This is a genomic window from Treponema sp. R80B11-R83G3 (genome assembly GCF_054786115.1).
Genome location: NZ_BDHF01000548.1, coordinates 1 through 397 on the forward strand (window position 1 = coordinate 1; position 397 = coordinate 397).

General features: G+C 27.0%; 1 protein-coding gene. It reads left to right on the forward strand.

All coding sequences use genetic code 11. The annotated features are described in order from the left end of the window. Positions 1-16 precede the first annotated feature (16 nt). Positions 17-397: hypothetical protein (locus ACYVRH_RS14900; protein ID WP_461257637.1), on the forward strand; the 381-nt coding region annotated here is incomplete at its 3' end.

Sequence of the window (397 nt, forward strand, 5' to 3'; positions counted from 1 at the left end):
AAATATGGGAATAATAATGAACAATGAAAACATAATTGAATTAACTGACAGCAAACTCATAACAAATATTTTGAATAAATTAAAAATAACAATATTAGTGTTAAATATGTTTATTTTATGTCTTATTGGCTGTAAAGCAGATAAACAAAATTATCCCGAATATTCAGTCAAAGTAAATTCAGAATTAGGCTGTGCTGAACTACTTTACGAAGGTGTAAAATATCGTCCTTATGGCATTTTAAAACCATTTAACAAATTCATAGCAAAACAGATTGGTATTAGAGAAGACAGCGCTAATTCTAAAATCTATGAGTTAAAAGGGTACAATTCTCGTGAATGGATAGTAGATTATCTTGATGTTTTAATGCCGACTAATATGATATTTAAATCTATTGAT